Source organism: Thermoflavifilum thermophilum (assembly GCF_900116565.1).
Lineage (GTDB): Bacteria > Bacteroidota > Bacteroidia > Chitinophagales > Chitinophagaceae > Thermoflavifilum > Thermoflavifilum thermophilum.
The window spans coordinates 1,592,799-1,614,184 of the sequence record NZ_FPCJ01000001.1 but is presented as its reverse complement, the minus strand read 5'-3'; the positions used below and the strand labels follow the sequence as shown (position 1 = coordinate 1,614,184).

General features: G+C 47.3%; 24 protein-coding genes. 3 read left to right on the top strand and 21 right to left on the bottom strand.

Features of this window, described 5'->3' with window-relative positions; all coding sequences use genetic code 11:
• Nucleotides 1–3 precede the first annotated feature (3 nt).
• The 10 genes from BM367_RS06900 to BM367_RS06855 all read right to left on the bottom strand — a co-directional run bounded on the left by BM367_RS06900 (nt 4) and on the right by BM367_RS06855 (nt 9,286).
• Nucleotides 4–1,284, bottom strand: a complete 1,281-nt coding sequence (locus tag BM367_RS06900; protein WP_092459231.1) for a TolC family protein — start codon at nt 1,282–1,284, stop codon at nt 4–6.
• Between the two features lie 3 nt (nt 1,285–1,287).
• The gene (locus BM367_RS12265; protein WP_092459229.1) at nt 1,288–3,201 is read right to left on the bottom strand and encodes an efflux RND transporter permease subunit; all 1,914 of its coding nucleotides are present in this window, start codon (nt 3,199–3,201) and stop codon (nt 1,288–1,290) included.
• Between the two features lie 2 nt (nt 3,202–3,203).
• Nucleotides 3,204–4,463, bottom strand: coding sequence for an efflux RND transporter permease subunit (locus BM367_RS12260; RefSeq protein WP_092459227.1), 1,260 nt, complete (start codon nt 4,461–4,463; stop codon nt 3,204–3,206).
• 84 nt (nt 4,464–4,547) lie between these two features.
• Nucleotides 4,548–4,919 (bottom strand): HYC_CC_PP family protein, encoded by a 372-nt coding sequence (locus tag BM367_RS06885; protein WP_092459226.1) that lies wholly within the window; start codon nt 4,917–4,919, stop codon nt 4,548–4,550.
• A gap of 18 nt (nt 4,920–4,937) precedes the next feature.
• Entirely contained in the window at nt 4,938–5,231 is a 294-nt protein-coding gene (locus tag BM367_RS06880) for a heavy-metal-associated domain-containing protein (RefSeq protein ID WP_092459224.1), read from the bottom strand.
• 78 nt (nt 5,232–5,309) lie between these two features.
• Nucleotides 5,310–6,038 carry a response regulator transcription factor gene (locus tag BM367_RS06875; RefSeq protein WP_177224140.1) on the bottom strand — a complete coding sequence of 243 codons (729 nt, stop codon included), beginning with the start codon at nt 6,036–6,038 and terminating at the stop codon, nt 5,310–5,312.
• A 19-nt stretch (nt 6,039–6,057) separates the two neighbouring features.
• Complete coding sequence (locus BM367_RS06870) at nt 6,058–7,077, bottom strand: sensor histidine kinase (RefSeq protein WP_092459222.1); 1,020 nt, start codon at nt 7,075–7,077, stop codon at nt 6,058–6,060.
• A 34-nt stretch (nt 7,078–7,111) separates the two neighbouring features.
• The gene (locus tag BM367_RS06865; RefSeq protein WP_092459220.1) at nt 7,112–7,648 is read right to left on the bottom strand and encodes a gliding motility lipoprotein GldH; all 537 of its coding nucleotides are present in this window, start codon (nt 7,646–7,648) and stop codon (nt 7,112–7,114) included.
• A gap of 67 nt (nt 7,649–7,715) precedes the next feature.
• Nucleotides 7,716–8,600 (bottom strand): YicC/YloC family endoribonuclease, encoded by an 885-nt coding sequence (locus tag BM367_RS06860; protein WP_092459218.1) that lies wholly within the window; start codon nt 8,598–8,600, stop codon nt 7,716–7,718.
• Between the two features lie 83 nt (nt 8,601–8,683).
• Nucleotides 8,684–9,286: a pseudouridine synthase gene (locus BM367_RS06855; protein WP_092459216.1), complete on the bottom strand. Its 603-nt coding sequence runs from the start codon at nt 9,284–9,286 to the stop codon at nt 8,684–8,686.
• A gap of 284 nt (nt 9,287–9,570) precedes the next feature.
• Here BM367_RS06855 and BM367_RS06845 point away from each other — a divergent pair, with 284 nt between their 5' ends.
• Nucleotides 9,571–10,515 (top strand): UDP-3-O-(3-hydroxymyristoyl)glucosamine N-acyltransferase, encoded by a 945-nt coding sequence (locus BM367_RS06845; protein ID WP_092459212.1) that lies wholly within the window; start codon nt 9,571–9,573, stop codon nt 10,513–10,515.
• On the opposite strand, the gene BM367_RS06840 is transcribed toward BM367_RS06845, so the two are convergent.
• The 6 genes from BM367_RS06840 to BM367_RS06815 all read right to left on the bottom strand — a co-directional run bounded on the left by BM367_RS06840 (nt 10,502) and on the right by BM367_RS06815 (nt 16,867).
• Nucleotides 10,502–11,518 carry an NAD-dependent epimerase/dehydratase family protein gene (locus BM367_RS06840; protein ID WP_092459210.1) on the bottom strand — a complete coding sequence of 339 codons (1,017 nt, stop codon included), beginning with the start codon at nt 11,516–11,518 and terminating at the stop codon, nt 10,502–10,504. The genes BM367_RS06845 and BM367_RS06840 overlap by 14 nt on opposite strands.
• A gap of 43 nt (nt 11,519–11,561) precedes the next feature.
• Nucleotides 11,562–12,605: a phenylalanine--tRNA ligase subunit alpha gene (gene pheS / locus BM367_RS06835; protein ID WP_092459208.1), complete on the bottom strand. Its 1,044-nt coding sequence runs from the start codon at nt 12,603–12,605 to the stop codon at nt 11,562–11,564.
• Nucleotides 12,606–12,659: 54 nt separating this feature from the next.
• Nucleotides 12,660–13,706: a YncE family protein gene (locus BM367_RS06830; protein WP_143103977.1), complete on the bottom strand. Its 1,047-nt coding sequence runs from the start codon at nt 13,704–13,706 to the stop codon at nt 12,660–12,662.
• 66 nt (nt 13,707–13,772) lie between these two features.
• Nucleotides 13,773–14,432 carry a sterol desaturase family protein gene (locus BM367_RS06825; RefSeq protein WP_092459204.1) on the bottom strand — a complete coding sequence of 220 codons (660 nt, stop codon included), beginning with the start codon at nt 14,430–14,432 and terminating at the stop codon, nt 13,773–13,775.
• 63 nt (nt 14,433–14,495) lie between these two features.
• Nucleotides 14,496–15,821, bottom strand: a complete 1,326-nt coding sequence (locus tag BM367_RS06820; protein WP_222842586.1) for a serine hydrolase — start codon at nt 15,819–15,821, stop codon at nt 14,496–14,498.
• Between the two features lie 38 nt (nt 15,822–15,859).
• A complete protein-coding gene (locus BM367_RS06815) occupies nt 15,860–16,867 on the bottom strand; it encodes a polysaccharide deacetylase family protein (RefSeq protein WP_092460956.1) in 1,008 nt (335 codons plus the stop codon).
• A 108-nt stretch (nt 16,868–16,975) separates the two neighbouring features.
• On the opposite strand from BM367_RS06815, the gene lysS reads away from it, so the two are divergent.
• Nucleotides 16,976–18,496 (top strand): lysine--tRNA ligase, encoded by a 1,521-nt coding sequence (gene lysS, locus BM367_RS06810; RefSeq protein ID WP_092459200.1) that lies wholly within the window; start codon nt 16,976–16,978, stop codon nt 18,494–18,496.
• Between the two features lie 64 nt (nt 18,497–18,560).
• Here lysS and BM367_RS06805 read toward each other — a convergent pair whose 3' ends face one another.
• Nucleotides 18,561–18,809, bottom strand: a complete 249-nt coding sequence (locus BM367_RS06805) for a hypothetical protein (protein WP_143103976.1) — start codon at nt 18,807–18,809, stop codon at nt 18,561–18,563.
• Between the two features lie 114 nt (nt 18,810–18,923).
• Between BM367_RS06805 and BM367_RS06800 the strand changes: the two genes are divergently transcribed.
• Complete coding sequence (locus BM367_RS06800) at nt 18,924–19,274, top strand: DoxX family membrane protein (RefSeq protein ID WP_092459197.1); 351 nt, start codon at nt 18,924–18,926, stop codon at nt 19,272–19,274.
• 20 nt (nt 19,275–19,294) lie between these two features.
• Here the strand turns inward: BM367_RS06800 and trxA are convergent, their stop codons facing one another.
• The 4 genes from trxA to BM367_RS06780 are packed head-to-tail and all read right to left on the bottom strand — an operon-like array spanning nt 19,295 to nt 21,382.
• On the bottom strand, nt 19,295–19,666 hold the full coding sequence (gene trxA, locus BM367_RS06795) for a thioredoxin (protein WP_092459195.1): 372 nt from the start codon (nt 19,664–19,666) through the stop codon (nt 19,295–19,297).
• 43 nt (nt 19,667–19,709) lie between these two features.
• Nucleotides 19,710–19,922 carry a YgaP family membrane protein gene (locus BM367_RS06790; protein ID WP_092459193.1) on the bottom strand — a complete coding sequence of 71 codons (213 nt, stop codon included), beginning with the start codon at nt 19,920–19,922 and terminating at the stop codon, nt 19,710–19,712.
• A gap of 55 nt (nt 19,923–19,977) precedes the next feature.
• Complete coding sequence (locus BM367_RS06785) at nt 19,978–20,619, bottom strand: Crp/Fnr family transcriptional regulator (RefSeq protein WP_092459190.1); 642 nt, start codon at nt 20,617–20,619, stop codon at nt 19,978–19,980.
• Between the two features lie 43 nt (nt 20,620–20,662).
• The gene (locus BM367_RS06780; RefSeq protein ID WP_092459188.1) at nt 20,663–21,382 is read right to left on the bottom strand and encodes a dienelactone hydrolase family protein; all 720 of its coding nucleotides are present in this window, start codon (nt 21,380–21,382) and stop codon (nt 20,663–20,665) included.
• Nucleotides 21,383–21,386: the final 4 nt, after the last annotated feature.

Below are 21,386 nucleotides of genomic sequence, written 5' to 3'. Positions count from 1 at the left end.
TTTTTATTGTTCGAGTTCATTCAGGAGTTCAATTTTTTTCAGAAAATATTGGTGCAACAAGTCCAGATAATCGATTTTTTTCAAGGTCCATTCGTTCCAGGCCTGTAGGGTTTCCACACCGGTAGAGCCGGGGCCGATTTGTTCGGCAAGCGCCTGCAGATAAGCCGTATACGTATGGGCATACGCAGGCAGGATATCGGTTTCATAGGTCTGAAGTTGCTTTTGCCAGGCATCCAGTTGGGTTTGCGATTGAGCAATCTGTCCCAAAGCTTCAAAGAGCTGTTCCTGTTGCTGATCTTTAAGTGCTTTCACTTCTTCGTTGAGGCTGATGGCCTGTTGCCGCTGGGTGCGGGCCGCCCAGGGCAGAGAAGGCAGGGTAATCATCACCATCAGGTTGTACATATACATCCCGTTGGCCATCCGCATGTTATCCCATGAGAGCCCCACCTGGGGTTTGAGTTGAGCCAGCAAAGCTTCACGCTGGTAAGCCAGGCTGTTCATCTGGTGGGAAAGCCACCGCAGGTCAGACCGGTGTTGCAGTAAACTAACTGAGTCGAGCAAAGCAGGTATGGTGAGCGACAGGGGCAGCCGGGAGGTGTCGATCTGCAGGGGTGCATCCACGGGTTTGTTCATCAGGCTGTTGAGCAAGGCTGTAGATGCCGCCACCTGTCCCTGCCATTCGGTGAGCCGGTTCTGCCAGTCGGCCAGCGCAGCCCGGGCTTGGTAGATGTACTGAGGCTGTGTACGGTTATAGCTTAGTTGTTTTTCCAACACCTGAATCAACAATTTCAATTGTCGGATCTGCTCCTGCATGGCATGGATTTTCTGCTCACCAATCCACATCTCCACATAAGCCATGCGTGCCCGGGTGTGCAAGGTATTCCGTAACATACCCTGCTGATCGGCATACTGAGGCACCAGCGAGCGCTGATAGGCAGCTTCTGCCCGCTGATAGCCGAACAGGGGTAGCATTTGCTGGAACCGAAGCATCGACATTTTTCGGGCCGACAGGTTTTCCGTTTTGCTCATGCCGGGATAAGGAAATTCATTCAGGCCCAGCCCGATTGCCGGAGCGGGCCATCCTTGAGCAGCCAGCGTCAGATGTCGGGCAGCTTCTTGTTGATGTACATATTGCTGGAGTCCCACATTGCGACGATCGATGCTGTCTATGATTTGTGCAAGGGAAAGGCCCTGGGCATACAATCGGGAGGTGGAAGCCATAATCAGCAGGCATCCGGCTAAGAATAAAAACAGATTATGAGCACCGATGTTTGTTGATTTCATATATCATATATTTTCATTCAGGGTAAGCGAATCAGTCAGGGGGAGTTTGATTTCTCCATATTTTCTGAGCTCTCGTTCTTTAAACAGTTGATAAACCACCGGCATCACCAGGAGGACGCAGATTGCCGAGCTAATCACCCCGCCAATCATTGGCAAGGCAATGGGTCGCATCAGCTCAATACCCGTACCCTTCGACCAGAGTACCGGCACCAGGCCCAACAAAGCAATGAGCACGGTCATCAGCTTGGGTCGCAATCTTTTCACAGCCCCTTCTATGACATATTGCTGCAGAGTAGCCCGGTCAACTCTTCGTCCTTTTTCCTGAATCATTCGACGCATGGCCTCATCCAGATAAATGATCATCACCACGCCCGTCTCCACGACCAAACCAAACAAGGCAATAAATCCCACCACCACGGCTACCGACAGTTGTGCACCCCAGAAATACACCATCAGGATGCCGCCGGTGAGGCCAAAAGGCACGGTGAGCAACACATTCCAGGTATCGGGCCAATTCTCGAAAGTCAGGTAGAGGATAAAAAAAATGGTAAACAACACGATGGGCAGAACCAGCTTCAGGGTTTTGCGGGCATGTACCTGATTTTCCCATTCGCCGCTCCACTCAATGAAATATCCCGGCGGCAGATGCACAGATTGCTTCACTTTTTGGATAGCCTCTTCCACCGTACTGCCCATATCCCGGCCCCGGACGTCGAACAATACCGTACCGCGCAGCAGGGCATTCTCGCTGTTGATCATGGAAGGACCTTCGGTGAGGCGAATATCGGCTACGGCCGACAGCGGCACCGGCCCATGTGCTGTTTGTATGGGAATCTCCCGGATCTCATCGAGGGTCTGACGCCAGTCCTGGGCCAATCGCACATTGATCGAAAACCGCTCCCGACCTTCCACCATCTGACTCACGGAGGCGCCGCCGATCGCAAATTCAATCACATGATTCACCGTTTCCGTAGAAATACCATAGCGACCCAGAGCCTCCCTTCGAATGGCAATATCCAGGAACCGGCCACCGGAAAGCGGCTCGGGATAGAGATCCACCACTCCGGGTATGGATTGCAAGACTCGAGCTATCTGTTGCTCTATCTGTTGAAGGGTATCTAACTGCTCGCCAAAGACCTTCACGCCCACATCCGTTCGAATACCGGTGTTGAGCATGTTGATGCGGTTGATGATAGGCTGTGTCCACCCGTTGGTTACGCCGGGGATCTGCAGCTTAAGGTTTAGCTCCCGGATCAGGCTGTCGCGCGTAACACCCTTGCGCCATTGGCTGCGAGGCTTAAGCTCAATGATGGTTTCAATCATATTCAGCGGGGACGGGTCGGTAGCCGAGGCAATTCGGCCTGCTTTACCCAATACATTTTTCACTTCAGGAACCGACGCCAGAATTTTATCCTGGATCTGCAGGATGCGTTTCATCTCGGCATTGGAAGCATCGGGCAAAGCCACAGGCATAAACAACAACGTGCCTTCGTTTAAAGGCGGCATAAATTCCTGTCCCAGCCGGCTGAAAAGGAATATTGCAAATCCAAGGGCAACGATATTCAGGGTCAATGTGGTTTTTTTCCAGCGCAGGCACCAGCGCAACACGGGCTCATACACCCGCACAAAAAACGAACTCACCGGATTTCTCGACTCCGGCCTCATGTTTCCCTTCATGAAATAAGCCATCAAAGCCGGTACCCAGGTAATAGCCAGCACCATGGAACTCAGGATAACCAGCGTCTTGGTCCAGGCCAGCGGATGAAACAACCGCCCTTCCCGCCCGGTAAGCAGAAATACGGGTAAAAAAGAAACCACAATGATGAGAATGGAATGAAAGATAGGGCGGCCCACCTGCAGGGCCGACCGTTCGATTAGGGCAATACGTTTTTGTTCCTGAACGGGATTGGACTTCATAGCTATTCGTTTTCTGTGAGATGACGATGGGCGTTTTCAATCATCACAATGGCATTATCGGCAATCACGCCAATGGCAATGGCAATGCCGCTGAGCGACATGATGTTGGAGTTAAAGCCCATCCAGTGAATGAAAATAAAGCTGATGACCACCGCCGCAGGAATGGTGAAAATGGCCACCAGTGCACTTCGCAGATGAAACAAAAAGACGATGATCACGACAGATACCAGCACCAGTTCTTCAATCAGCGTATGTTCAATGCTGTGGATGGCCGATTCGATAAGGGTGCTTCGATCATACACCACATGAAAATGAATGCCCGGGGGCAAACCCGCCTGCACGGCCTTCATTTTTTCTTTTACCGCGCGGATCACGGCATCGGCATTGGCTCCATATCGCATGATAACCACTCCGCCTACCCGTTCGCCACTGCCGTTTTCATCGACAATACCCAGGCGATGATCGCCTCCCATTTGCACCTGCGCTACATCTTTCAACAATATGGGTGTAGAGCCCTCAACAGCTACCGGAATCCGCTCCAGATCATGAATGCCTTTCAAATATCCCAATCCACGGACCACATAATTGGCTCCGTTCAGATCTATCACGCTGCCCCCTACATCCCGGTTGTTTTCGCGGATAGCCTGCAGTACCTGCTCCAGAGAAAGATGATAATACGTAAGCCGCTGCGGATTGATGCGCACCTGATACTGGGGTTGAAAACCTCCAAAAGAGGCCACCTCGCTCACATCCGGTACATCCTGCAGGGCAAACTTCACATACCAATCCTGAATGGCGCGCAGGGTGCCCAAATCATACCCCTTACCCTCGAGCGTGTACCAGAACACCTGACCTACGCCTGTGGCATCGGGGCCCAGGGTGGGCACCACATCGGGCGGCAATTGCTTCTGCGCATAACTGAGCCGTTCCAGTACCCGGCTGCGTGCCCAGTACAGATCTGTACCATCCTGAAACACCACATACACAAAGCTCATCCCAAACATGGAAGTGCCCCGGATGTCTTTTACTTTGGGGATGCCCTGCAAACTGCTCACCAGTGGGAAAGTAACCTGATCTTCCATCACCTGAGGCCCGCGGCCCGGCCATTCCGTAAACACAATCACCTGCACATCAGAAAGATCGGGAATGGCATCAACAGGCGTCTGCAAAAGCTGATACATTCCATATCCTGTTAAAGCCAGGACGAAGACCACCACCACAAACCGGTGGTGGATTGACCACGAAATCAAGCGATTGATCATAAAAAATGCGTTTGATACCGGTTAAACCAAAATCACACGTTCTCCTGCAGGAGAACATAAAAGCCGGAAAGGCTTATCCCGGTATCAAATCAGCCACACCTGGTGTAAGACAAATAACGGAGGAGAATGCAGTGGAAAAGAATCGCTGACCTTTCGTTTCAGCAGTAAAAAATCAGTATCAAAAGAAGCAAGGAGAAGGGGATGTTGCGGCAGTAAAGCTTCTACCTGCCCCAAAGCAAATGAACTGAGCTGATGAACATCATGTATCTGTGCAGATGTCGTAAAATCGCTACAGCATGGCTCCTGCAGCTGGAGATAATCATGAGGGATATTCTTCATGCCCACACTCAACTTCACGGTATCCAGCTGACCACAGCAGAAATGAACAGAAATAGCCATACCACTGATGCTGGTGAGATATATCCACAAAAGCGATATGGCTATTTTCCGTCTCATCAATTCAAAAGCTAATAGCTACTGGCAACATGATTTTTTATGCGTAAACCATTTTTTGAAAAAAGAAGGCTTTTCAACAGGCTTTGCCTCGGTTTGTTCTTTGATTTCCGAAAGGGTATAATGACCCGATTGGCTTACCGCTTCCTGCAGCCGCGAAAATGCAAGATCATCTTCCATACTGATAATAGCCTGTGGGGGTGTTAAACTCACCTGTACATCTATCACACCCGGCAATGCCTGCAAAGCCTTCCGCACATTTTGCACACAACCTTCGCAATGCATACCTTTTACTTCAAACATTTTCACCTGCATGATTCAGTGTTTTGATTCAAAGTTACATGTAAATCAACCCGCAGGCTTTATATGATTTGAATAAAAAGTTGCAAATATTTAGCTTTCTTCCCCATCAGTAAATTTATACCCTACGCCCCGCACGGAATGGAAATATTTGGGATGGCGGCTGTCTTCTTCAAAATATTTCCGGAAGTTCAGAATAAAATTATCGATAGTTCGCGTAGTAGGATATACATTATAACCCCATACCACCTGCAGGATTTTTTCCCTCGGCACCACTTCTCCTTTGTTTTCAATCAACAGTTTGAGCAGCATGGTTTCTTTCTTACTCAACTCATATTTCTTCCCGTCCTTCCCAATACATTCTTGAGCAGCAAAATCAATTTTATTCGGGCCGAATTCATACACATCGGGCACGCTTGACCGATCGTGCAGTTTTTTGTTTTTGATGATGAGTTTTTCCACACGCAATAAAAGCTCTTCCAAGTTAAACGGCTTGGTCATATAATCATCTCCTCCCTTGCGCAGGCCCAGCACCCGGTCGGCGCTGGTATTGCGAGCACTCAAAAACAGAATAGGTACATCGTTGTTCTGCAAACGAATATTTTCAGCCACAGCAATACCATCCATTTCGGGCAACATAATGTCGAGGATAATCAAATCAAAATATTCATTTTTAATGGCTTTCAGGGCTGCCAGTCCATTGTCCACAGCGGTTACCTCATATCCTTCCAGTTCCAGGTTCAGCTTCAGCGATTCTTGGAGATTTTCTTCATCTTCCACCAGCAGAATGGAAGCCTTGTAATTGCGATGGATATTTGACATACGGATGAAATTAAAAAGCTCAGGAAATAAGGTCCCGGGTTAAGGGAAATGCTATTTCAAATATACTACCCTGCGGCTTTCTGTCCAACACCCGGATCATGCCTCGATGTTCCTGGACAATTTTCTTGGTTAAATATAAACCAAGCCCCGTGCCCTTGGTTTTGCGGGTGTTTTCGTTGCCAATCCGATAGAACCTATCAAAAATTTTAGTTTTTTCTGCATCGGGTATGCCGCTGCCTTCATCGGCCACCGATACAACGGCCATAGCCTGATCCTTATGCAGGCTGATTTCTACCGTACTTCCTTTGGGAGAATATTTAACGGCATTTTCAATCAGGTTATTGATAGCCAGACTCAAGGTAAGCATGTCGCCTTTAATCCACACATCCTGGTCGATATGGCTTACAAATGTATGCGTATGCACGCGACGTTGCTGTTGCAATACGCACTGCGTGACCAACTCGCTCAGGTTCAGTTGTTCTTTTATCATCTGGTATTGCCTGCTCTCAAACTGTGAAGCAAGAAGCATGTTATTGCACAGATGATTCAGCCGGGTAGTTTCAGCAATCATGCTTTCCAGGAGTTTTTGCTGTTTTTCGGGGTCCAGTTTGCGTTTGAGCAGAGTTTCCAGATTGAGTTGCAGGGCAGCAATTGGTGATTTTAGTTCGTGGGTAACGGCCATCATAAAATTATTTTGTTGCCGCGAAAGCAAAATCTGCCGGCGGGTTGCCCGATATACATAGGCTGCTCCTATGAGAATGACCAACAAAAAGGTAATACCTTCGCCCCAGTATTTAAACTTTCGCATCTGCTCTTCATGGGCAATGCGTGCCATTTCTTGCTGAAACAATGCGGGATGTTGAAGGCTATCAACTGTAAGCCGCAGATAACGTTGTTGGCTTTCGGTAATGATTTCACTCTGATGAAACAGGGATATACCCCACCAGATCAATGCTGCCAGCGTATATACCAGCAGAAAGAAATAAAAATAAGTAATGAAACGTGTACTTTTTTGTTTGATGATGGCCCTGCGTTTCATAGATTATCTTGTCTTAAATCACAAAATAGCGGACTCATGGTTGGGTGGTGGGTTTACTCACCTGTTTTGCTGCATCGGCAGTTACCTGTTGCCTGCGCCCGATCTTTTCAATCCGCAGTCCGATATTCATCACATCGGGCAAAGGATTATCACGCATATCCTGTTCAAATGTGAAACGATAAGTGCCCGGTCGGTTGAAATATGCATTGTGCTGAATCAGAATGCGATGAAAAAAAATATCTTCCATACCGCTGCCAAACCATTTTCCCGTGGCATCGGCCAACGGTAGTTCCACGCGTTGACGAATTGATTTTCCATCCGGATAGGTAGTAGTAATCAGCAACCATAAATTGCTGTACCGGTAATCATTGGTATGGCGCAAGGTTACATAAATATCGTATAACGCTGTTGTATCAGTAATGTTTACGGTAAATACAGGGCGAAATTTTGCATCCCAGCTTTGATGGGGAATAGCAGTTTGCTGTTCAAATACATTCAGCTGCGTAGCAATCTGACATCCGCAGCATAATGCCAGCATTAGCAACAAAAGGGAAGGCAGGTTTGGTTTCATACAGCCATGGAATCAGCTCTGTAAATATACATGAAGGAAGCTTGTCTGCACAAACGACGACAACCGGTTAAAGGACATTCAGCACCTGTTCCTTGGCTTTTTCCAGTTCATCCTTCATAAGTACCACCCATTGCTGGATTTGCGCATCACTGGCCTTGGAGCCGGTAGTATTGATTTCACGCCCCATTTCCTGTAACAAAAAACTCAATTTGCGCCCTTTCACCACATCCGGTTCATCCAGTATCTGTTCAAAATACCGGCAATGATTCTCCAGCCGAATTTGTTCTTCTGTGATATCCATTTTCTCAATGTAATAGATCAATTCTTGCTCCAGCCTGTTCTGATCAATTTGTTCACGTGAAAAATATTCCTGCAGGGAATCTTCGAGGCGTTGCCTGATTTTTTCCCTGCGCATGGGATCCTGCTTTCTGATTTCCTGCAGATATTGCAGAATGCGTTGTACATAAGCACGCAACGCTTGCTCCATGGCCAACCCTTCCTGCTGGCGGTGATCATTGAGCGCCTGAATGGCTTCCATCAAGGCGTGTTTTACCTGAAGCCAGTCTTTTTCAGGAAGTATATCAATAGCAGGTGTAATGACATCGGGAAGTTTAATCAGCATCGACAATACATGCTGTTGCCACTCAGCCGGTAACTGCAAGGCTGCAGCCAGCTGCTGCAAGCTCTGGTAATATTGTCTGGCAAGCTCTATATTGAGCAAAAGAGGATTTTGGGATTGATATTGCTGCAGGTTGATGGTCAGGTCAATTGTGCCTCTTTGCAGATGCTGCTGCAGCAACGAACGGATTTCCGGTTCATAAGGCTTCAAAGATGCAGGCAATTTGATATTTGCATCGAGTTGTTTGCCATTCAGCGATCGAATTTCCACCACTACGGTCCATCCGTTTTCATGCTTTTCTGCGCGCCCGTATCCGGTCATCGATCTCAACATAATCTTACTGATTTCAATGATTCAGTCATGTATGAATAAGGATCATCAACAAACCTAATGATATGCCTTCGGAAAAACAAATCTTATCTACGCAATGCCTGCCATGCTTGTTCTTCTGATATTTCCCGATATTCTCCCGGCAATAAAGATCCGAGCTGCAACTCACCGATGGCATAGCGAATCAGGCGCAGGGTGGGAAAGCCTATGGCTGCCGTCATTTTCCGGATCTGATGATATTTCCCTTCATGAAGCCGGATGCTGATCCATGACGTGGGAACATGTTTGCGATAACGGATGGGGGGTTGCCGTTCCGGTACAGCAGGTGGCTCTTTCAACAACTGAATGGCTCCCGGAGGAAGAGGAAGCGTATGATAGGTTTTTCGTTTGATCCGAATGTGTATGCCTGCATACAACGGTTCAACAGCTTCTGGAGTAATTTGTCCTTCCACCTGCACCCAGTAGGCCCTTGGATGCGCAAATGACGGATGTAATAGTTGCGTATGCAAGCGTTTATCATTGGTAAGCAACAACAAGCCTTCGCTTTCATAGTCTAACCTGCCCACGGGATACACATCTTTCGAAACCTGCAACACATCGGCCAGCGTAAGCTTGCCCGGAGAAGATGAGAATTGACATAACACACGATAAGGCTTGTACAAAATATAATATTTCAGTTGTGTCGACATACATGCAAAATCACCTCATGCCTCTTTATACACAATAAAAAAGCCCAGCAGTGCGTTGCTGAGCTTGTGTTGAATTACAATGGGTTAGTAAGTATGAATGGAAAATTTTCCTACACAATATTAAAAGATAATTTTGATTAAATAAAATTTTTTTTTCTTTTTTATGCACATCATGTGAAATGATATTCACATCTGCATGATTGCAGATTGCCCGAAATGCCCAAATCACAGTACCTTTGACGGATTTCTGCATACAACGATCACAATGTTTAAATACATATTTCATGCAATTGCCAGCACCCATATCAGTAAAATGGATTGCCCATTTTGTTCAGGGAAACATACTGGGAGATGCAACCCAACAAGCTACAGGCATCAACGAAATCCATCAGGTAAAGAATGGAGATATTTCCTTTGTAGATCATGAAAAATATTACAAAGCAGCACTTCAATCAGCTGCAACGGTAATCCTGATTAATCAGGCATTTGACCCGCCACCCGGCAAAACACTTATTCTGGTAGAAGATCCATTCAGGGCTTACAATCAATTGGTCAGGCATTTTCATCCGTTTCCCTTTCCGGAAAAATTACATGCCGATGATGTGCAGATTGGTGAAGGTACACGGATTGCTCCGCAAGTATTCATAGGTGAGCATGTGCAGATTGGAAAGAATTGCCTGATTTATCCTAATGTCACCATTTATGATCATTGTATCATTGGCAATAACGTAATCATTCATGCCGGTACGGTAATTGGTGCAGATGCATTTTATTACAAAAAACGCACGACGCCGGAATGGAAATATGAAAAAATGATCAGCTGCGGCAGGGTGGTGATTGAAGATGATGTGGAAATCGGTGCCCATTGTACAATTGACAAGGGAGTAAGTGGTGATACCGTGATCGGGAGAGGTACAAAGATTGACAATCTCGTGCACATTGGTCATGATACACGTATCGGCAGGGCCTGCCTGATTGCTGCACAAGTGGGCATTGCAGGCACTGTGATCATCGAAGATCATGTTACCCTGTGGGGGCAGGTAGGCATTTCCAAAGATCTTACCATAGGCCGTGAAGCCGTGGTGCTGGCGCAGAGTGGCGTTCCCAGTTCTTTGAAGGGTGGACAAACCTATTTTGGATATCCTGCAGAAGAAGCGCGTTACAAACGCAGGGAAATTGCCTGGGTCAAACGCATTCCTGAAATATGGGAAAAAGTTAAACACCTGTAAGCAATGGCGCAGCAGCCAAATACCGCTGGTTGTTCAAAAAGGCTTCGCAGGTATAAGCGATGGTTTTTTCCAGAGGCGTGAATTGAAAATCCGGAAAATAACGCAAAAATTTTTGGGGTTCATAATATACTTTCAGCTGCGATGTGTGCACAGTTTCCAGCGTTACCACTGGCTCATATTGCGATGAAAACCATGATTTTATTTGCTGAAAGGCAGCTACCACATATCCCATCCATCGGTTGGCTGCATAGCGGGGGGCGCTACGATGAAAGTTGTGTGCAATGGTGGTAAACAACTGTTGATACGACCAGTTATCTCCATTTAAAATAAATGCCTCTCCGTTGATGGACGATTGCATAAGCAAATACATCGCACGAACCACATCACGCACATCCACAAAACCATTTACACCTTTGGAATAAAACGGAAATCCATCATATATTCTTTTGAAAAGTGCAGGAGATCCCGTATGCCAATGACCTGGGCCCAACAAAATGGTAGGCTGTACAATCACTACCTGCAGGCCTTCGGCCCATCCGCGCCATACTTCCATTTCACCCAGGTATTTGCTCCATCCATACGCGGAACGATGCACCTGTTCTGGCTGGCGACAATCATCATCTATATGCTGTTCCTTTTCTCCCCGGCCCAAAGCAGCCACAGAACTTACATGCACCAGGCGTTTCACCTGCATGTCAATACACAAATCCACCAGATGTCGTGTACCTTCCACATTTACCAACATCAGTTCACGCCGCGCTTTCCGTGCAAAGCTTACCTTGCCAGCACAATGATATACCTGCTCCACTCCGTGCAATGCTTCGCGCAGCGATGAAATATCCAGCAGATCCGCACGTACCCACTCCACCTGTTCCTGCACTTCTGCGGGTAATGCTGGTATGTGTGTCCGGTAAATAGCCCGCACCGCCTGATGCTGCTTCGCCAGATATGCAATCAGATGACTTCCTAAAAGTCCGGTACCTCCTGTGACAAGTACAGACATGATGCGGGAATAGATAACAAAAATAATAGCTTATCGTTGACTACTAAGCCTGGCTAAACTGACGGAGAAAACGAATATCGTTCTGTGCATATAAGCGCAAATCGTTTACCCGGTATTTCAGCTGGCAGATGCGTTCAATACCCATTCCAAAAGCAAAACCTGTGTACACTTCCGGATCAATCCGGAAATTCCTCAACAAATCCGGATGCACCATGCCGCAACCCAGAATTTCCACCCAACCAGTGTACTTGCATAGCCCGCATCCCTTGCCGCCACATACGGTACAGGAAATATCCATTTCTGCACTGGGCTCCGTAAACGGAAAATAAGAAGGACGAAAACGTATACGGGTATCGCGACCAAACATCTCGGAAGCAAAATAATACAAGGTTTGTTTCAGATCAGCAAATGACACCTGTTTATCTACATACAATCCTTCCACCTGATGGAAAAAACAGTTCGCCCGCGCAGATACGGTTTCATTGCGATAGACCCGTCCGGGGCAAATCACCCGAACAGGCAAGGGTTGTGATTCCAGCACGCGTGCCTGTACAGAAGAAGTATGGGTACGAAGCAGCCATACCGGATCACGCGACAAATAAAACGTATCCTGCATATCACGCGCCGGATGATCGGGAGGCATGTTCAAGGAGGTGAAATTGTGCCAGTCATCTTCAATTTCAGGTCCTTCGGCAATAGCAAATCCGATGCTTTCAAAAATCCGCACGATTTGCCTCCGCACGATGCTGAGTGGATGATGACTGCCTAAAGGCAAAGGCTTCGCGGGCAGGGTTATATCTGTTCCGGCAATGATATCCTCTCTTGTTGCAGCTTCAGTGCTTTGCCGGATGCGTTGCTTGTGTGCGGCATACTGCGCTTCGGCAAACTGCTTCAGCTCATTCAGCTGACGCCCTACCTCCTTGCGCTGCGAAGCATCAATCGTACCCAGCTTGCTGAATAATGTTTTCAATAAACCTTTACTTCCCAGATATTTAATCCGAAAAGCTTCCAAAGCCTCGGCCGTATCCGGATGCTCCCCGGCAATGGATGCGCGCAAGGCCTCTATTTCTGCAAACAATGATTCCATGCGAACAAAGTTAACCTTTGCCGCCCATTTCCAGCAGCCGGAAAAACAAATTTATTAGTTGTGCGCGGGAGCTACTTCCAGCACAGCAAAGCTATTGGGCACAAGCGGAGGCCTGCCATGTGCACCCGCGGGCATTTGCTGAAAATCAGCTACAGGTAAAAATAAATGATGATTGAGCGTATCAATGGTGCTGGTACGCGCCCCCATCTGTGTGGTTAGCTGCTGGATCACCCGATACTGATCGGGATTGATTTCCTGAATCACCGTAAGAGTACCTGCACCATTTGAACTGAACACCTGCCTGGTGCGGGGATCAAAATCCGTTCCGTCGCATCCTCTGCCAATCGGTAACCGTGCTACGACCTGCCCGTTGTTGCTGTTCATCACGACGAGCACCTGATTGGCACAACCTGCAAACAAACGATGATGCAGGATATCTATGGATAAACCCGTAGGTCCTTCCCCACCCTGCAGGGGCCAGCTGGCATCGGCCTGAAAAGTGTGCAGATTGATTCGCTGGATTTCATTCCGGTTTTCGATGTTGACAAACAAGTGGCCCGATTGATCACTTACGGCAGTTTCAGGTTTCCCATCAACCGGAATGGTGTGCATAACTTGATCCTTAACCGGGTCAATAACGGACAGATCATTGCTTCGCCCGTTACAAGTAATGATGCTGCCGGTAAAAGGATCGAAGAGAATAGCATCGGGATCTTTTCCGGTTGCGATGTTGTGGAGGATACGATGTGTCTGCATGTCCACCACCGTTACCTCATTGCTCTGGCCATTGCTGATATAGGCTTTATGCAAAGCAGGAACAAACGCAATTCCGTGTACGCCATGCAAAGGTTGAATGGTGGCTATTTTCCTGCCACTGATTTCGTCCAGTACAACCACTTCGTTTCCATGACTTACATACAGTTCGTGAGCAGGTGTATAAACGGCAATATAATCCCATCCGCCATTCCCGCCCACTGCAATATGGCGGACTACTTTGAAGGTTTGCTGCGCGTGTACAGCCGCTACAGGCATACACAGCATCAGCAACATATTCCGAATGCTAATCTGGCTGCAAATCCAGCGCATGAGAACGTTTCGCATAACTTGTTTTTTATAACCCACAAGCTATGCCGGAAAACTGAAGAAAATCGGAAGCAAGCGAAAAGATTATTTAAACATCAGCTGCCGCACTTTTTCGGGATCTTCTTTTTCTTTCTGTAAATCAAAAAAAGTCCCGAATACCCGGTCCCACAAAGAAGTGCTCACCCCAAAGCCCTTGTGTTCATCCTTGTAATGATGCAAATGATGGTTGCGCCAAAGGGGTTTCATGAACTTAAAAGGTGGTTTCCAGGCGTGGATTGCATAATGCATGCTGCCATACATAAGATATCCCAGCAAAAATCCCGGAAAGAAAGCAAATGCATATTTGCCCAGGATCAGATATTGCAATGAAAAAATCAAGCACGCCAAAATCAGGCTCGGCACCGGAGGCATAAACAAGCGCTGTTTATCACGCGGATATTCATGATGATTGCCATGTAAAACATAAATAAATCGCTGCACACGGGGATTATCAGATACGAAATGAAATACAAACCGGTGCATCAGGTATTCAAATAATGTCCAGGCAAACATGGCTGATACGAAAATACCTGCAATCATAACAGGCTTCAGTCCGATTCTGACAGCGCTCACATACAGCATGTATCCAATCACCGGAATATACATACCCCAGATGACCAATGGATGCGTTTTGGTGAGAAACTCCAGATATTCGTTTTCAAACAGCCTGGCCTGACCTTTATTTTTGATTTTATCAAACTGCATACGTTTTACTCTTTTTCAATCAAATTTACATGGATTTCTGCGGATCAGTCAAGCACACATGCTTTAATTATCTACCTGTTTGATAGCAGGACGCATGTCGTTTTCATCCCTATGTTCATATTGTATCTGGAAGCGGCTGAGATCTGGCAGATGCTTGCGCCTGCGATGCAGTTCATGCCGATAGATCACCTGCCCGAGCTGATATAAAAATGGTGTGCCTACCTCTTCGTATTCATACCGATCATCATTCAGTACACCATCGCTGTTCACATATAGGGTAGCGGCCAGCATATATTCTATGTGATGCTCAAAATCAGCCACATACGAAACATCCGTCAAAAATCCATACGACCAGCCTACTTTGTTGAACACGCGCACTCCCGGAGGAAGCTGATGGTGGCTGCTATCCCGGAAGAAAAATTTTACATAGGTATCGTAAAACACATCCGCATCGTATTTGGGATAGTTGGTTTCACGGGGGAATTGCGAAAGGTACTGATACAGAAAATGCAGATCATCGTCTGTAAGCAAAAAACGTTGCCTGGCCGGGACCGATTCCGGGAACAAAAGCGCCTGAAGCATATGCACCAGATCGTATAATGAAATCTGATTTTGCATGCTGAAATCCATGGGCTGAGGAACAAGCTTCCCATCGCGGTTAATATAGGCCCGGCCAATCAATACCGGAGCGCCCCGTTGCACAGAGTCTGGATTGTATAAAGCAGGCTGTGTGTAAAGCAGATGCCCCTGTTCATCCAGAAAACGAACAGGATTGGTATATCGATTTTGTTCAGCCATTAAACCCATAAACTGCCGGATGATACGGGCACTGGTATATCCTTTCTCGTGCAGCTTTTGCTGGATAGCCTGCTGACCCACAAATTGATACAACCGATTGTAGGCATCGTTGTCGCTCACCAGAAAAGCTTTTTTGATGAAATGCGCAATTGAGGGATAACCCGTTTCTGACGTACTATCGGCCCATTCGGGAATTTGCCAGGGATAAGCACTGTCAAACTGCATTCGGGTAAATTTGTTGACACCCGGAATATGCAGCTCATTCAGCTTTTCCAATGCCAGACAGGCCAGCGGAAGCTTAACCACGGAGGCCGGATAAAAGTATAGCTGCGGATCAGCATGATAGGCATAGGTATGGAAATGAGGCCGGTTGTGCCGATCACGATCAATTTGTACATACAGGATCTGAAGTCGGTACGTATCCGGATGGGTGAGTACCTGCCGATATAACGAATCCTGATGCGCAAACAGCAGCCTGCGGAAATAAGGATCAGTGTGCGGTTGTGCATGGCTGGTGCCGGATGGTATTTGCATACAACCTATCAGAAAAAGGGCCATTTCAAATACAAAGCAATGTAGGTTTCGCATCATAGCCTGCAGGAATGTTTAACAGTTCCGCTGCAGATTGACTACAGCTGAGAGGATGCCACAGCTAACCGCCGTTGCATCAATTCACGCCAGGTGGTGATGATAAACCCATGCTCCTGCAAAAATTGCCTGAAGCCGGGATCCAGCATGGCCAACATATCGGCACGACGGATATCTCCGCTGTCGGAAATTTTACTGAAATTACATGAAGTTTGGGTGCAATGCATGATGACCATTGTGATGCCCGGCTTTAATTCCATCAGGGTTTTTTCATACAAGGCAACCCGCCATGTGCGCAAATGCTCGTCATCACGCGGCATATCGGCCGGGATTTTCCAGTCGTAACTAGTGTTATGCAAATCATCTAACACCGGCAAGCCTGCATCCCAGAGCATTTTGCCCAATGCACGCAATTGCTGCATTTGTGCTGCCGTCAGATGCATTTGCTGGCTGATGTAACTATCATGTCCACCCGGCAACATCACGGGAATATGATGCTTGATGCCAGCCTGGATATAAACCTGTAAAAAAGCCGGTGTGGCAAACAAGGTACCCATGTGCGAATCCAGATGGGTAGGATGAAAGCCCATGCGTTCTGCTTTTTCGATTTGTGCTTCTATTTCCTTTGCTACTTCTTCGGCACTGGCATGGCTTACCACATCGGCCACATCGGGCCACAGATTACCGGTAGTATCGGTAAGTCCGGGCACAGCCATCGCTCCGGCTACAGGCCCCCAGCGATAATCTTTCCATTCGGAAGTAAGCGTCAAATGCAGGCCTGCATCCACCCGATGTTCCAGGATATATCGCACGATATGAGGTACCCACGGGCAGGGCATCATCACGCTGGTTGACCGCGCTACGCCTTGCTCCAGCACCCGGATAATCCCACTGTCCGAATCGAACGACATACCTGCATCATCCATGTGTAAAATCAACACGCGCGCGTGGGCCGGGAATCCCAGCCTCATGGCATAGGTAGTGTCCTGTGCATGCAATCCGATGCCTGACCATAACAGGCCGATTAGCAGGTAAACATAGCGTTGCATCATCATTTGTTTATTGCCGGAAGTTAGGGTTTATTTGCTTTGTTTCACCCACCCGGAGCTTGAAATATGCTATTTTTGCAGGCCTGATTAACGGATAATCACCATACCATGTCGCTTACTTTATCTGAACAGGAACGCATCCGCAGAGAAAAATTGGCGCAGTTGCAGCAATTGGGCATCGATCCCTACCCCGCTGCACAGTATGAAGTCAATACGCATATACGGACCATCCGCGAACAGTTTGACCCTGCTCATCCCGAAGCTTTTCAGCATGTATCGCTGGCAGGCCGCATTATGACCATGCGCGATATGGGCAAGGCCAGCTTTGCCGATCTGCAGGATAGCACGGGCCGTATCCAACTATATGTGCGCCGGGATGATATTTGTCCCGGAGAGGATAAAACCCTTTACAATACCGTTTGGAAAAAACTACTCGACATTGGCGATATCATTGGTGTAAAAGGCTTTGTGTTTTATACCAAAACCGGCGAATTATCTATCCATGTACAATCCTTCACCTTATTGTGTAAATCGCTCCGCCCGCTGCCGGTAGTGAAGGAAAAAGAAGGAGAAGTGTATGACGCAGTTACCGATCCGGAATTTAAATACCGGCAACGCTATGCCCATCTGATCATTGAACCACAGGCCAGGGAACGATTTGCCATGATCACCCGCATGAAGCAGGCCATTCGCGATTTTCTGAACCAACGCGGGGCCCTGGAGGTTGATACGCCAGTATTGCAAACCATACCCGGCGGAGCCGCTGCTCGTCCGTTTATCACCCATCATCATGCACTGGATATCGATTTATACCTGCGGATTGCCGATGAACTGTATCTGAAACGCTTGATTGTGGGAGGATATGACTGGGTATATGAATTCAGCCGCAACTTTCGCAATGAAGGGATGGATCGCACACACAATCCCGAGTTTACCATCCTTGAGTTTTATGTGGCTTACAAAGATTATTTCTGGATGATGGAAACCACCGAACAACTGCTGGAACATGTGGTAAAAACACTGCATGGCACCACAGTCATTCCGGTGGGCGATCGGCAAATTGATTTCAAGGCTCCTTATCCGCGCATTGCCATTCTGGATGCCATACAGGAATTTACCGGGATAGATATAAGTGAAATGGATGAAAACCAGCTGCGTGAAGTGTGTAAACAGTTCAACATTCCGACTGACAATACCATGGGCAGAGGCAAACTCATTGATGCTATTTTCAGTGATACCTGCCAGTCGCATTTCATTCAGCCCACCTTCATCATAGATTATCCCGTGGAAATGAGTCCGCTCACCAAAAAACACCGCAGCAAACCCGGATTGGTTGAGCGTTTCGAACTCATCATCAATGGAAAAGAAATTGCCAATGCCTACAGCGAGCTAAACGATCCCATTGACCAACTTCATCGTTTTGAAGAACAACAAAAACTCATGCAGAGGGGCGATGAAGAGGCTATGTATATTGATTACGATTTTATCCGGGCGCTGGAATATGGGATGCCGCCCACTGCAGGCATTGGTATTGGTATGGATCGGCTGGCCATGCTGCTTACCAATCAGCCTTCTATCCAGGATGTGTTGTTCTTCCCGCAAATGCGCCCCGAACGCCTACCAGATTAAGGAATGAAAAAGGCTGGTGTAAGCAGTAAATCAGCAAATTCCCCCAGGAGGCTCCTCTCAAATCTCAAGGCCTTATCCACACTCTTCTTCTAACCACTACTACCGGTGCCGGCCGAACTACCACCACAGGTGGAGGTGGAGGCACTACCATTACCCGGGCAGGTCTTACCACCACTACAGGTACGGGTGGAGGCAAAGGCGCACCCATTTGTACTCCTATGGCCACACGAACCTGACCATGGGCATGATGGGCAGCCATCAGCATACCCGTACAGATCCAGATCATAAACAAACTTCGCCAAACTGATTTCATAGGAATTGATTTGTTTGTTTGACCGGGAGGCACATGTAAAGTTTAACCCCCAAAGTACGGGAGTTGCATTTTTCATGAATTCAGTCTATTTTTCTTTTCAAAACATACCGAATTATGAAAAACATCATTCCTAACCGTGTAGCCATGATTGTCTTTGCCATTCCATTTCTGTACATCGGCATCAATCATCTGATCTACGCTTCTTCCATGGCATCTATGTCGCCCATTCCACCAGGTAAATTCTGGATTATGCTCACAGGCATTGCCCAGATTCTGGCAGGCATTGCTTTTATCATCAATGTAAAATCAAAACTGGCCGGTTATCTGCTGGCTTTATATCTATTGCTGGTTGTATTGTTGGTAAGACTACCAATGGGATTTCACGATGCCAACCAGAACCTGATGCTTGTAAAAGACTTAGGGTTATTGGCTGGTAGTATTTTGCTGGCCAACCAGGGTAAGTAATCTATTCCTATCGGAGCTGTTCAGGAATGCTTCTCCTCTGCAGGGGAAGAAACTTCTTCATCTTTGGCAGAGGTAGTTGTGTCCTGTACAATTTTTTGCAACACTTGCAAAAGCTGATCGGGTGGTACAAAACCCGAATGACGCCAGAGGGGTTGGCCCTTGTGAAATACCATCAACGTGGGCACGCCTGAAATCTGATATACACTAGCTACTAACGGATTGCGATCTACATCCACCTGATAAAACAATACCTGATCACCGATTTTGTGTTTAACTTCTTCCAGAATAGGTTCCATCATCTTACAGGGCATACACCAGGTCGCAAAAAAATCGACCAACACCGGTTTTTCACTCCTGATGATTTCTGAAAAAGTTGGGGCATGATTCTCCATTTCCTTTAGTTTTTAAAGGTTTAACTATGATCTATATCTTCAGTCAATTTGACTGCTTTACCCTACAGGTACTGATACCCAATATCCGGTAGAGAGGGCAAAAGTTTACCAGAGCTGTTAAAAACAACACAATACCTATAATCAACAGCATAATGCCCCAGGTACCCGTAAGTGTATGATTGAAGTACAAAATACCCAGTATGACAGCCACGATAAAGCGGATAATCCGGTCGGCTGTACTGATATTGCGTTTCATGCTTTTTGTTTTCAACAAAATAAATCTATAAAACAAAAAGCATCCGTAACCTGAGTTACACAGAAGGCTGTTGCTGGGATGTTTTCAAAACCACAATCCGATTGCGTCCAAGCTGCACAATACCCTCATTTTCGAGTTGCTTCAGCAGGCGCGAAACAACCACCCGATCAGTACCCAATTCATCAGCCAGCTGCTGATGGGTAATTTGCAGCTGGGGAGAACCATTCAGCAATACTTTTTTATGAAGCAAAGATAGCAGACGTTCATCCATGCGCTTGAAAGCTACGGCCTCCAACACACTGAGCACTTCTTCAAAACGACGGTGATACAAGCGAAACATAAACTCTACGAAACCATATTCTTCACGAATCAACCGACGAACCTCATCAATAGGAATCAGCAACACATCCGCATCTTCTTCCACCACGGCCTTGATCTTGCTTTTTTCTTCATGCAAACCGCCCAGAAACGACATCACGCAACTTTCTCCGGGCTGGATATAGTAAAGCAGGATTTCCCTGCCTTCTTCGTTTTGCTTCAGCACCTTCACCACACCAGAAAGCACCACCGGCACACTCCTGATATAACTTCCGTCCTGCAGCAATACCGCCCCCGCAGGAAACGTACGTATATCTCCTGCATCCATCCATTTTTCAAGCAATTCATCCTTCATATTCCGCTTAGATTGTTTCCACATGAAGTTAGGCCAGATTCTGGATATGTGCTGCAGAAACAATAAATTATGCCAGATGTTGCCGGAAAAATGCCTTCACCAGCTCCCAGGCTTCTGCGGCCGAAACGGGATGATAGCTTGCACGGGCATCACAGAAAAAGCCATGATCGGCTCTGGAAAACACCACATTCACATAATCTTTTTGATGCTGATCCAGCGCTGCCGTGATGGCCTGTATTTTATCGGCCGTAATATGTTTATCCTGTCCGCCCCAGCACATCAGCAACGGAGCCTGCACCTGCGCAGCTCTGTTGAGCAGTTGTTCAGCAATTCCTCCTCCGTAAAAACAGGCTGCAGCACGCAAAGGAAGCACAGTTGCTGCGAGAAACGATACTCTGCCGCCCATGCAAAAGCCGATGGATGCCAGCCGATCGGGCTTGCAAGCCGGATGGGCCGACAATGCGGCTGCAGTTGCCCGAATATCAGCTTCAAAACCTTCCAGGGTAAGTGCTTGTATATGCTCGCGGGCTGCAGCAAAATCACTATAGCTACATACAAACCCCGGCCCCGTGCGATGATATAGCTCTGGGGCCATGACTACATATCCTTCAGCAGCAATACGCCTGGCTACATCGCGGATGTGCTCATTCACACCAAAAGCTTCCTGAAACAACATCACACCGGGCAGCTGTTGAGAAGCGTAATTTTCCGGATAGGCCTCGTACACATCCATCCGGGTACCATCGGAAACTGAAACGGAAATCATTCGATGCAAGACTCTGCTCATAGGT

Coding starts and splice junctions, on each gene's coding strand:
- BM367_RS06860 (WP_092459218.1), bottom strand. CDS start 8,600: ATGTTGAGATCGATGACCGGATACGGGCGCGCAGAAAAGCATGAAAAC.
- pheS (WP_092459208.1), bottom strand. CDS start 12,605: ATGGAATCATTGTTTGCAGAAATAGAGGCCTTGCGCGCATCCATTGCC.
- BM367_RS06800 (WP_092459197.1), top strand. CDS start 18,924: ATGAAAAACATCATTCCTAACCGTGTAGCCATGATTGTCTTTGCCATT.
- BM367_RS06880 (WP_092459224.1), bottom strand. CDS start 5,231: ATGCAGGTGAAAATGTTTGAAGTAAAAGGTATGCATTGCGAAGGTTGT.
- BM367_RS12260 (WP_092459227.1), bottom strand. CDS start 4,463: ATGATCAATCGCTTGATTTCGTGGTCAATCCACCACCGGTTTGTGGTG.
- BM367_RS06820 (WP_222842586.1), bottom strand. CDS start 15,821: ATGATGCGAAACCTACATTGCTTTGTATTTGAAATGGCCCTTTTTCTG.
- BM367_RS06855 (WP_092459216.1), bottom strand. CDS start 9,286: ATGTCGACACAACTGAAATATTATATTTTGTACAAGCCTTATCGTGTG.
- BM367_RS12265 (WP_092459229.1), bottom strand. CDS start 3,201: ATGAAGTCCAATCCCGTTCAGGAACAAAAACGTATTGCCCTAATCGAA.
- BM367_RS06785 (WP_092459190.1), bottom strand. CDS start 20,619: ATGTGGAAACAATCTAAGCGGAATATGAAGGATGAATTGCTTGAAAAA.
- BM367_RS06870 (WP_092459222.1), bottom strand. CDS start 7,077: ATGAAACGCAGGGCCATCATCAAACAAAAAAGTACACGTTTCATTACT.
- BM367_RS06825 (WP_092459204.1), bottom strand. CDS start 14,432: ATGCAGTTTGATAAAATCAAAAATAAAGGTCAGGCCAGGCTGTTTGAA.
- BM367_RS06875 (WP_177224140.1), bottom strand. CDS start 6,038: ATGTCAAATATCCATCGCAATTACAAGGCTTCCATTCTGCTGGTGGAA.
- lysS (WP_092459200.1), top strand. CDS start 16,976: ATGTCGCTTACTTTATCTGAACAGGAACGCATCCGCAGAGAAAAATTG.
- BM367_RS06780 (WP_092459188.1), bottom strand. CDS start 21,382: ATGAGCAGAGTCTTGCATCGAATGATTTCCGTTTCAGTTTCCGATGGT.
- BM367_RS06845 (WP_092459212.1), top strand. CDS start 9,571: ATGCAATTGCCAGCACCCATATCAGTAAAATGGATTGCCCATTTTGTT.
- BM367_RS06865 (WP_092459220.1), bottom strand. CDS start 7,648: ATGAAACCAAACCTGCCTTCCCTTTTGTTGCTAATGCTGGCATTATGC.
- trxA (WP_092459195.1), bottom strand. CDS start 19,666: ATGGAGAATCATGCCCCAACTTTTTCAGAAATCATCAGGAGTGAAAAA.
- BM367_RS06830 (WP_143103977.1), bottom strand. CDS start 13,706: ATGCGAAACGTTCTCATGCGCTGGATTTGCAGCCAGATTAGCATTCGG.
- BM367_RS06790 (WP_092459193.1), bottom strand. CDS start 19,922: ATGAAACGCAATATCAGTACAGCCGACCGGATTATCCGCTTTATCGTG.
- BM367_RS06805 (WP_143103976.1), bottom strand. CDS start 18,809: ATGAAATCAGTTTGGCGAAGTTTGTTTATGATCTGGATCTGTACGGGT.
- BM367_RS06900 (WP_092459231.1), bottom strand. CDS start 1,284: ATGAAATCAACAAACATCGGTGCTCATAATCTGTTTTTATTCTTAGCC.
- BM367_RS06840 (WP_092459210.1), bottom strand. CDS start 11,518: ATGTCTGTACTTGTCACAGGAGGTACCGGACTTTTAGGAAGTCATCTG.
- BM367_RS06885 (WP_092459226.1), bottom strand. CDS start 4,919: ATGAGACGGAAAATAGCCATATCGCTTTTGTGGATATATCTCACCAGC.
- BM367_RS06815 (WP_092460956.1), bottom strand. CDS start 16,867: ATGCAACGCTATGTTTACCTGCTAATCGGCCTGTTATGGTCAGGCATC.